Annotated in this window: 8 protein-coding genes; 3 read left to right on the top strand and 5 right to left on the bottom strand. The window is 44.5% G+C overall.

Annotated features, from left to right (window positions below):
- From DWW52_RS21290 to DWW52_RS20030, 3 genes are all read left to right on the top strand, one after another.
- The coding region (locus DWW52_RS21290) for a hypothetical protein (protein ID WP_233556999.1) at positions 1-257 on the top strand (257 nt) is incomplete at its 5' end.
- A gap of 154 nt (positions 258-411) precedes the next feature.
- Entirely contained in the window at positions 412-951 is a 540-nt protein-coding gene (locus DWW52_RS20035) for a hypothetical protein (RefSeq protein WP_148315416.1), read from the top strand.
- Between the two features lie 190 nt (positions 952-1141).
- A complete protein-coding gene (locus DWW52_RS20030; protein WP_118717684.1) occupies positions 1142-1687 on the top strand; it encodes a hypothetical protein in 546 nt (181 codons plus the stop codon).
- A 162-nt stretch (positions 1688-1849) separates the two neighbouring features.
- Here DWW52_RS20030 and DWW52_RS20025 read toward each other — a convergent pair whose 3' ends face one another.
- The 5 genes from DWW52_RS20025 to metH all read right to left on the bottom strand — a co-directional run bounded on the left by DWW52_RS20025 (position 1850) and on the right by metH (position 9924).
- Positions 1850-2599, bottom strand: coding sequence for a sulfite exporter TauE/SafE family protein (locus tag DWW52_RS20025; protein ID WP_118717682.1), 750 nt, complete (start codon positions 2597-2599; stop codon positions 1850-1852).
- Positions 2599-3744, bottom strand: coding sequence for an ATP-binding protein (locus DWW52_RS20020; RefSeq protein ID WP_118717680.1), 1146 nt, complete (start codon positions 3742-3744; stop codon positions 2599-2601). The genes DWW52_RS20025 and DWW52_RS20020 overlap by 1 nt, the downstream gene beginning before the upstream one ends.
- A 229-nt stretch (positions 3745-3973) precedes the next feature.
- Positions 3974-5263: a Na+/H+ antiporter NhaC family protein gene (locus DWW52_RS20015; RefSeq protein WP_118717678.1), complete on the bottom strand. Its 1290-nt coding sequence runs from the start codon at positions 5261-5263 to the stop codon at positions 3974-3976.
- A gap of 135 nt (positions 5264-5398) precedes the next feature.
- The gene (gene metF / locus DWW52_RS20010; RefSeq protein WP_118717676.1) at positions 5399-6352 is read right to left on the bottom strand and encodes a methylenetetrahydrofolate reductase [NAD(P)H]; all 954 of its coding nucleotides are present in this window, start codon (positions 6350-6352) and stop codon (positions 5399-5401) included.
- A 149-nt stretch (positions 6353-6501) separates the two neighbouring features.
- On the bottom strand, positions 6502-9924 hold the full coding sequence (metH, locus tag DWW52_RS20005; protein WP_118717674.1) for a methionine synthase: 3423 nt from the start codon (positions 9922-9924) through the stop codon (positions 6502-6504).
- Between the last annotated feature and the right edge of the window lie 37 nt (positions 9925-9961).

Genomic DNA, 9961 nt, shown 5'->3' with positions numbered 1-9961 from the left:
AGGCCTCTTGGGCTAAAGTTACTCTTTATATAGACGAAGAAGGGAATATTCGATATATATTTCTTTCTATCACTAAAAATGATAGGAAATTTCTTTCTGATGCACTCTTGTATGAACTTTATCAAAAGTTTAAAGCGACGAAGTTTGATATGCGAGTAGGTGTCTTTCGATCGAAAACTGGAGATGCTCCAACGGGTAAATGTTTTACTATTGTAATGTCGCTATACACGAAAATCTTTCATAACAAGGCTTTGTAAATTATGAATATGAGGAAGCCAGATTTTCCGGTTTCCTCTATTTGTATTGAAATTTTCGGGGCAAAATCTTTTTATCAGGAATGTTTTAATTGAAATGTTGAGGATGTTGATCGGGATCCTGAATTAATAAAACAATTATTTGAATAGAATAATTATGAAATCAATTATTACATTATTATTTTTATTTATGATAGTTGCTGCTTACGGGCAACGGGAAACTTATTTTGAGTATAAGTTATCAAGTAATGGTAAATATTATATTGCGACTCCTTTATTTGAATCAAATCCTTATAAAGATAATAAAAACCAATGTATATTTCAGTTTAAAACTTCTGATGGGATGATGTATCTTAGAAAATTGGTGAATAGTGCTACATCTTTCGCCTTGAAAAATGAAGTCGGAGAATTGAAGTATGTGAACATGGGCAATCATGAATATTCTCAATCCAAATTAACTATTTCTATAAATGATAAAGGACAAGTTAGATATGTTATTTTTATGATTGCTAAAGAGGATAGTAATTTATTGTTAGATAGTGTTTTGTATCAAATTTATCAAAAATTACAAACAATGAAATTAGATATGAATAGAGGTGTGATGGAAGTCATTAAAGAAGATTCTACTTCTTCTGAAAAATATTTTTCTTTTACAATACAACTTTATACAAGAGTTTTTAAGGGCAAAAAGTTATAACAACAAAATAGATCGGCATTTCACACAAATGTTTTTCGAGGTAAAATATTGTAGAAAAATGGAGCTGTTTCATTTAGACATGTTATCATGATCTAGGAAGTCGGTGGCATGATCCTGAATATAAAGGAACTTACGATCCCAATCGGAATCCGGAGTTAATAGAGGAGATGTTTAAATAAAATGGAATATTATGAAAGCAATTATTACTTTTTTTCTATTATTTGTGTCTGTACTGTCTTACGGTCAGTCTGAAAAATATTTTGATTATAGAATTTCTAAATCTTCACGTTCACAAGTTGATTCTAATTATTTGGTAACTCCTAAATTCGAGGTGAATCCTTATAAAAAAGGGGATATGGGTCTGTATAATCCGAAATATCCGTCGGCAGAATATGTACGAAGATTTATGAATAATGTAACGATTGCCGTGTTGAAAGATACGGTTGAGATGTTGGCGTACAGGTCGGATAAAGATAGTAAGTCATCCCAGGCTAGAGCCATTCTTTATATAGATGAAGAAGGAAATGTTCGATATATATATATTTCTATTACTAAAAATGACAAGAGATATCTTTCTGATGCACTCTTGTATGAACTTTATCAAAAATTTAAAGCTGCGAAATTCGATATGAGTGTATGTACCTTTGAGGCAAAAGATGGAGGGTCTACTGCGGGTAAATGTTTTACACTTGTATTACCGCTATACACGAAAATCTTTCATAACAAGGCTTTGTAAATTATGAGTATGAGGTTGTAGAAAGTTCATTTACATAGAACTACTACCCCTGTTCCCTCCTTCCCCAGGCGGGAAGACCGCTTGGTAATAAACTCTCCCCCTGTGTAAGGGGGAGTTGGAGGGGGTAGTGGTTTTGTAAGGAAGAGTTTTCAACAATGTTGTTTAGCTGAAATACAAGCGTACGGCCACGATAACGAGAATGACGAGTAGGAAATAGCGGATGTATTTCGCTCCCCATTTGACGCTGAATCTGACACCAAGCCACGCACCCAGCATGTTACCACAGGCAAGGATCAGGCCGACTTTGAAGTCGACAAGGTCATTGTATATGAATATGCCGAGGGCGATGATCGTGTAGAATAGCACGATAAATAGTTTTATGGCGTTCGCTTTTAAAAGATCGTAACCGCACCCCAGTACCAGTCCGGCCAGCAGGAAGAACCCGATGCCGATCTGTATGAATCCCCCGTAGATTCCCAGGAGAAAGAAGATGATATTCCGAATCCACGGGCTTTTCATTTTTGCCTTGTCCGCGTTCGCTTTTACCCAGGCATCCGGGTTCAAGAGTAACATGAAGAACATGATAACGAGAAGTCCGGCGATGACTTTTTTGAATATCTCCTCGTTAATGTCCACGGCGATAAAGGCTCCCACGATACTTCCGAGAGCCACGGGTATCAGTAATTTGTAATCTGTTTTGAAATCCAGTATTTTCTTTTGCTTGAAACTACCGACGGAAACGATATTTTGTAGTAGAATGGCGATTCGATTCGTCGCGTTAGCCACGTTGGCAGGCAGACCGATGAAAATAAGGAATGGCACGACCAACATGGAGCCGCCTCCGGCAAACGTGTTGATAAATCCCGCGGCTGTACCGAGGAGTATGGTGATGAGGGCCTGTGTTATTGTCATTATTCTAAATAAAAATCCCTGAAGTTTATCATGTGATTTGTTGTTGTATCTCCGTCATAGATTACGGCCGAATTTGTTACTCTGTTTTTAAAGATGTTTTTAAAATAATTTATACCATTCATAAAGTCAGCGTGAAAGGTTTGCCCGGATTTGATTTCGTAGATATGGAAATCATTTGCTTTTACATGAAGTAGATCCACTTCTTTTTGTGATTTATCTCGATAGAAATATAAGTTCGCTGTTTTGCCTTGATTAAAGCGGTTTTTCATGGCTTCATTTATGACCATGTTCTCGAATAAATTTCCTCGTAAAGGGTGATTTTTTAATTGATCTTCGTTTTCAATGCCCAATAAATAACAAGCTAACCCCGTGTCATAGAAGTAGATTTTAGGGGTTTTAGTTAATCTTTTTCCTATATTTTCATAATATGGTGGTAACATGTAGGCAATATAAGAAGCTGCTAATGTGCTAAACCAGTTATTTATTGTTGGAGCTGATGTCCCAACTTCTCCGGCTAATGCTGAATTATTACATTCTGTTCCAATCCGTCCGGCAGCTAGTCTGATAAATTTTTGAAAAAGACTAATATCTTTTATATTGATTATTTGTCTTATATCTCTTTCAATATATGTGGTGTAATAATTTTGATATAATGTCCCCGGTGGTACTTCCTTAGCCCATACAGCCGGGTAACAGCCGTTTAAAATTAAAGTATCTGTACTAACTTCTTTAATTTGGTTACCTAATTCATGTAAGGATAATGGAAGTAAGGTTAAAATTGCAGTACGTCCTGCTAAAGATTGAGTTATATTTTGGAGTAATGAGAAATTACTACTTCCTGTTAATATAAATTTTCTTTCCGGATGCGCGTCCGTGTATACTTGGATGTATGAAAATAAATCAGGATAGTGATGTGCTTCATCTATAATCAGCCCGTTAGAATAATCTTCTAAAAATAATTTTGTATCTAATTGAATTTTCTCCCGGATACTGATATCTTCTAAGTTAATGTATGCGTAATCTGGGAATAGTTCTTGACAAAGGGTTGTTTTACCACTTTGTCTTGGCCCGGTAATGGTAATTACCGGGTAATATTTTAATAATTTGGAAATTTCACTTGTTAGTTTCCTGTAAATTAGATTCATATATTCGATTTTGACAATTTGAAAGTTGAACTTTTATTTTGTCCAAATATAGATTATTTATTTGAAATATAAAAGTATACATTAAAAATTAGAATGAGTTGGTTTTATGATGAGAAAGAAAATTGAAATATTCGTTGGTATGATAGGGTATAACTTGCAACTTGCCGGAGGCAAATGTAACCTGTAACTTGTAACTCGCCTCCGGCGAATTTTACTCGCCTCCGGCGATTCACCTTGAATACTTCCGGGGGTAGCGGAAGAATATGGCGAAGAGGGCGGCAATACCCATTAGATAGGGGTAGTATAGGTATTGCATGATCGCTAGCGGGGTGATCGAGGCCAGTCCGGCTGCCATGAGGAGTTGTGCCCCGTAGGGGATGATTCCCTGCACGAAACAGGAGAACGTGTCGAGCAAGCTGGCGGATTTGCGGGGATCGACCCCGAATCGGGTGGCGATATCTTTGGCTATCGGGCCGGACATGATGAGGGCGATGGTGTTGTTTGCCGTGCATAAGTTGGCAAAACTGACCAGGGCTGCGATACTTAATTCTGCCCCTTTTTTCGAGTTGACGTGCGTTGTCAGTTTTTGTATGATATAAGCGATTCCCCCGTTGTACCGGATCATTTCGAGCATTCCCCCGGCGAGTAGGGTGATGATGATGAGTTCTCCCATGCCGGTTATGCCTGTTCCCATGGCCGCGATCCATTCCCAGAAATGGATACTCCCGGTGATCATGCCGACAATGCCGGAACATAGTATGCCGAGTAGAAGGACGAACATCACGTTCATGCCGGATAAGGCCGTGACAAGTACCAGGATGTAAGGGATCACTTTCAGCCATTCGATGGGGGTGACGGTCGGGGTGGTGGTTATCTCGCTGCCTTGAAACAAGTAAATAAGGGTCACCAGTAGTGCGATGGGTATCACGATCAGGCTATTGACCCTGAATTTATCTTTCATGCTGCATCCTTGCGTGCGGGTGGCCACGATGGTCGTGTCGGAGATAAACGAGAGGTTATCGCCGAACATGGCCCCGCCTACCACGATGGCTACCATGAAAGGCGTGTCAACGGCTGTTTGCGAGGCGATGCCGATAGCAACGGGGGTAAGAGCCACGATCGTACCGACGGATGTACCCATGGAGAGCGAAATGAAGCAGGCAGCGATAAACATTCCGGCCAGCAGCAGGCTGTCCGGGAGAACGGACAGGGCGAGGTTTACGGTCGCATCCACGGCACCCACCGCTTTCGCCGTTTGCGCGAATGCCCCGGCAAGAATGAAAATCCAAACCATGAGCATGATGTTACTGTTGGCGGCTCCTTTACAAAAGAGGTCAATCCGTTTGTGGAGTTTTCCCCCGGAAGAGATGGCAACTGCCACGACCGAAGAGACCAGAAAAGCCACCGTGATCGGCATCTTGTAGAAATCGCCCATGATAATCGAGGCTACCAGGTAGATTGATAGAAATACGATCAAGGGTATTAATGCCCAAAAGTTTGGTTTTGTTTCTTGCTGCATGGATTAATTTTAGATTAATGATCCTATTGATTGCTTGATTTATGATTTCCGATTAAGTGATTTTCCCGCACAATTCTCACGCTCTTTTTTATAATCACTAAATCATTCAATCGGCAATCTCTGAATCGTTTCATTTCAAAATACTTGTTTCACGATTTCCTGAATATTTTCCGATTTCCCCATGGTGTAATAGTGAACGGCGGGTACCCCGTGGGCAATAAGTTCTTTGCTTTGGGCGACACACCATTCTATACCGACTTGGTTGATTTCCTTGTTGTTTTTGCATCGACGGATTTCTTTAACCAGTTCTTGCGGGATATCAATGCTGAATGTACGTGGAAGCATTTCCAGATGTTTGAATGTTGATATGGGTTTTAGTCCCGGCACAATCGGGACCGTGATACCTTGTGCCCGGCATTTTTCGACAAACTGGAAGAATTTCGAGTTATCAAAGAACATTTGCGTGACAATGTAATTGGCTCCCGCGTCGACTTTCTTTTTCAGGTTTTCGATGTCGCAAGCCTGATTGGGAGCCTCGTAATGTTTTTCCGGGTATCCGGCCACCCCGATACAGAAGTTCGTGGGTACGGCATCCGTCAGCGTGTCATCCAGGTATTGCCCGTGATTCATGCGTGCGATTTGTTCCACGAGTTCGTAACTGTACCTGTGCCCGTCTTCATCCGGGGTGAAGAATCGTTCCCCCGGGATCGGGTCTCCGCGAAGAGCCATTACGTTCTCGATGTCGAGGAAATTCAAGTCGATGAGTTCATTTTCAATCTTGTGCCGGGTAGCTCCACCGCACACGATATGAGGAACCATGTCCACGTTGTAGCGTCTCATGATAGCGGCGGCCAGGGCCACTGATCCCGGGCGTTTGGTCACGGTGACTTTCCGGATCGTGCCGTCCGGGTTTTGACGATATTCCACCTCGTCCCGGTGAAACGTGATATTGACGAAAGGAGGGGCGAGGGCGATCAGCGGTTCAATGGCCTCGTATATTTTATTGATATCCCCGCCTTTCAATGGTGGTACCAGCTCGAATGAGAATACGGCTTTGTCTGTATTGTTGAGTATGTCGATAACTTTCATAATTTTAGATTTAATGATTTAAGAATTCAGTGATTTCCGATTTCGGATTAAATGATTTCCTCGCACAATTCTCTCGCTCTTTTTCATCATCACCGAATCATAGAATCGGCAATCTCTGAATCTTTTAACTTTTATCTTATTTCAGTGTCTTAGACGCTAAAATACTTTGCTTTCGGGTGAGAAATCAGTAGTCCGCACAAGCTCGTGGAGGGGTAAATGGAATAGCTCTCCGTGAGTTGTACCCCGATTTGGGCGGGGGCGTCCAGGATGTCGAAAGCTGTTTTCTTCATCGCGTGATCCGGGCATGTCGGGTAGCCGAAAGCGGGACGGATGACGTGGGTACCCTCGCTTACCTGTTCTTGCATCCATTCGGCACAGGCTTCTGCCAGTCGGGCGCACAGGCTCTCCCGCAACAGGTGTTCGAAGTCGTGACAATCGTTGCATTTATGATCATCCGAGACTTTCAGACAAAATACCCCCACGCTACCCGTGCCTTTTTCCTTCGGGATCACGAAGTCGGCCAGCGAGAGACATTCTTCCAAATCCGCTTGTTGACGGGGCATCGGGAGGTGGTATCGGTTGTCCAGTATGATTTCATCGTTTTCCGAATAGGCATCAAAGAAGCGCACGATGATCGACACGTCGAACTCGTTTCCCGCGATGACTTTACCTAACATATCCAGGGCGGCTTGATAAGTGCGGTCGGCCTCGTCATTCGTGTACACGATTTCCGGGTATTTCCCCTTGAAACCCCAGAAGTGGAAGAAAGGAGTCCAGTCTATTTTTTCTACCAAATCCTCGATGTTCAGATGTTTTACCAGTAAATTATGTTCCCCGAAAGTGGTGGGTTCCACGTGATCCCAATCGAATCGGGGGGCTCTCCGGCGGGCTTCTGCCAGTGATATTCGGTTTTGCTGGTGTTGGTTGTGCAATGTCCGGATATGCTCCTGATCAGCCTTTATTTCCCGGATATAATTCTCCCGGTCATTCAACAATCGCTTGATGATTCCCACGGTGCGGGATGCGTCTCCTCCCGGAACAACGCAGTAATCGTACTTGGGTGCCAGTTTCACGGCCGTGTGTACGGATGATGTGGTTGCCCCCCCGACGATTAACGGGATGCGAAGTTGTTCTTTTTGCAGCAATTCGCACAAGTTTTCCATTTCACCAAGCGAAGGCGTGATCAGTCCGCTGACCCCGATGATGTCGGCCTCGTGTTCTTTCGCGGCCTTGACGATACTCTGGTTGTCAACCATGACACCAAGATCAATTACTTCGAGGTTGTTGCAGGTCAGGACAATGTTCACGATGTTTTTACCGATGTCGTGCACGTCGCCTTTCACGGTGGCGATAACTACCCGGGGACGGCGGGTTACGTTTTGTTCCGCGGCGTTGTATCGCTCGATTTCGGGTTGGAGGATACGTACGGCTTCTTTCATCACCTTGGCGGATTTTACCACTTGCGGCAAGAACATTTTGCCTTCCCCGAAGAATTGTCCTACCCGTTCCATGCCTTTCATGAGCGGGCCTTCGATGATCTCGACCGGGCTGGAATATCGGGCAACCGCTTCCTGCAAGTCAGCCGGGAGATAATCCGTGATTCCCTTGATGAGCGCGTGTCCTAGACGTTCTTCCAAGGGGCGGCTCCGCCATTCTTCCTGTTGCACGGTTTTCACTTCCCCTTTTACTTCCTTGTATTTTTCGGCAAGGGCGATCAGGGTTTCCGTGGCTTCCGGGGTACGATTCAACACGACATCTTCCACGGCCTTTAATAGTTCGGGTTCGATTTCGTCGTATACTTGCAACATGGCGGGATTCACGATCGCCATGTCTAGCCCGGCTTTGATCGCATGGTAGAGGAATACGGAATGCATGGCTTCCCGTACCGTGTTGTTTCCCCGGAACGAGAACGAGAGGTTGGAAACGCCCCCGGAGGTGCGACAGCCTTGCAGGTTCTGTTTGATCCAGCGCACGGCTTCGATGTAGTCCACGGCGTAATTATCGTGTTCTTCGATTCCGGTTCCGATGGCCAGGATGTTCACGTCGAATATGATGTTTTCGGGAGTGAACCCGGCTTGCGTGGTCAGCAGGTTGTATGCTCTTTGGCAGATGTCAATTTTCCGTTGGTAGGTCGTGGCCTGTCCTTCCTCGTCGAATGCCATAACGACCACGGCCGCACCCAGTCGTTGTATTTCTTTGGCTTTATGGATGAATTCTTCTTCCCCTTCTTTCAAGCTGATCGAGTTCACGATACATTTCCCTTGCGTGTTTTTCAACCCGGCAAGAATGGTTTCCCATTTGGATGAATCAATCATGAAGGCAGCCTTGGCGATGTCCGGTTCATTGCTGATGATACGGACGAAACGCTCCATCTCGGCCGTGCCGTCCAGCATGGCGTCATCCATGTTTATATCAATGACAGAAGCTCCCGCTTCAATCTGTTTGCGGGCGATGGTGGCCGCTTCCGTGTAATTCTTTTCCCGGATTAGACGGGCGAATTTGGCGGAGCCTGCCACGTTGGTACGTTCGCCGATATTGATAAAGTTGTTTAATTCCTTGTCGATGACCACGGTGTCCAGTCCGCTGACTTTCAACTGGTGGGTGGGGGCCGGGAGCTTTCTGGGAGGAATGTTCTTCAAGGCGTCAGCGATAGCCCGGATGTGTTCCGGTGTCGTTCCGCAACATCCCCCGGCGATGTTGATCAATCCCTCTTTTGCCATGTTTTGGAGACATAGAGCCGTGAATTCCGGCGATTCGTCGTATTCTCCCATTTCATTCGGTAGTCCCGCATTCGGGTATATGCTTATGTTACAGGGTACATGAGGGGCCAGTTCCCGGATAAATTGGTGTAACTCCCGGGCTCCGAATGAGCAGTTGAGACCGAAACTGAGAATCGGGTAGTGGGAGAGACTCGTGAAAAGAGCATCCAACGATTGCCCGGTCAGCGTGCGTCCGCTTTTATCGTTTACCGTGACGGAAAGCATCACGGGAAGATTTGTTCCTTTTTCTTCCTGTACTTTCGAAATGGCGTACAGGGCGGCTTTCGCGTTCAAGCCGTCGTAAATGGTTTCAACCAGTAGCAAGTCCACGCCGCCTTCGATGAGTGCCGATACTTGGGTCGCGTAAGCGTCTGCCAGCGTGTCGAAGTTCACGATACGATAGGCAGGTTGATCCGGGTCGGGAGAGAGAGTGAGGGATTTGTCCGTGGGACCGATACTTCCGGCCACGTGTATTTTCCGCTCCTTGCAAGCCGAGGCAACTTCTTTGGCCAAACGGGCTCCTTGCAGGTTGAATTGTTCCACCCATTCCGTGCAACCGTATTCGGTTTGTGAAATGGCATTCGCGTTAAACGTGTTGGTTTCGATGATATCGGCTCCGGCATCAATGTAGTTTTGATGTACCTGACGGATGACATCCGGGCGGGTGATATTCAACACGTCATTGTTTCCCTTCAACGGGATCGGGTGTTGTGCGAACACTTCTCCCCGGAAATCCGCTTCGGTCAACCCGAATTTCTGTAAGGCTGTTCCCGTTGCCCCGTCTAATATGTATATGCGATCTTGTAGTTCCATTTTAGTAATTTAGAATAAAAAGAGTTTATAAAGTTCA

The sequence above is a fragment of the Odoribacter sp. AF15-53 genome, from assembly GCF_003479425.1.
GTDB lineage: Bacteria > Bacteroidota > Bacteroidia > Bacteroidales > Marinifilaceae > Butyricimonas.
This window is presented reverse-complemented; position numbering and strand designations above follow the sequence as displayed.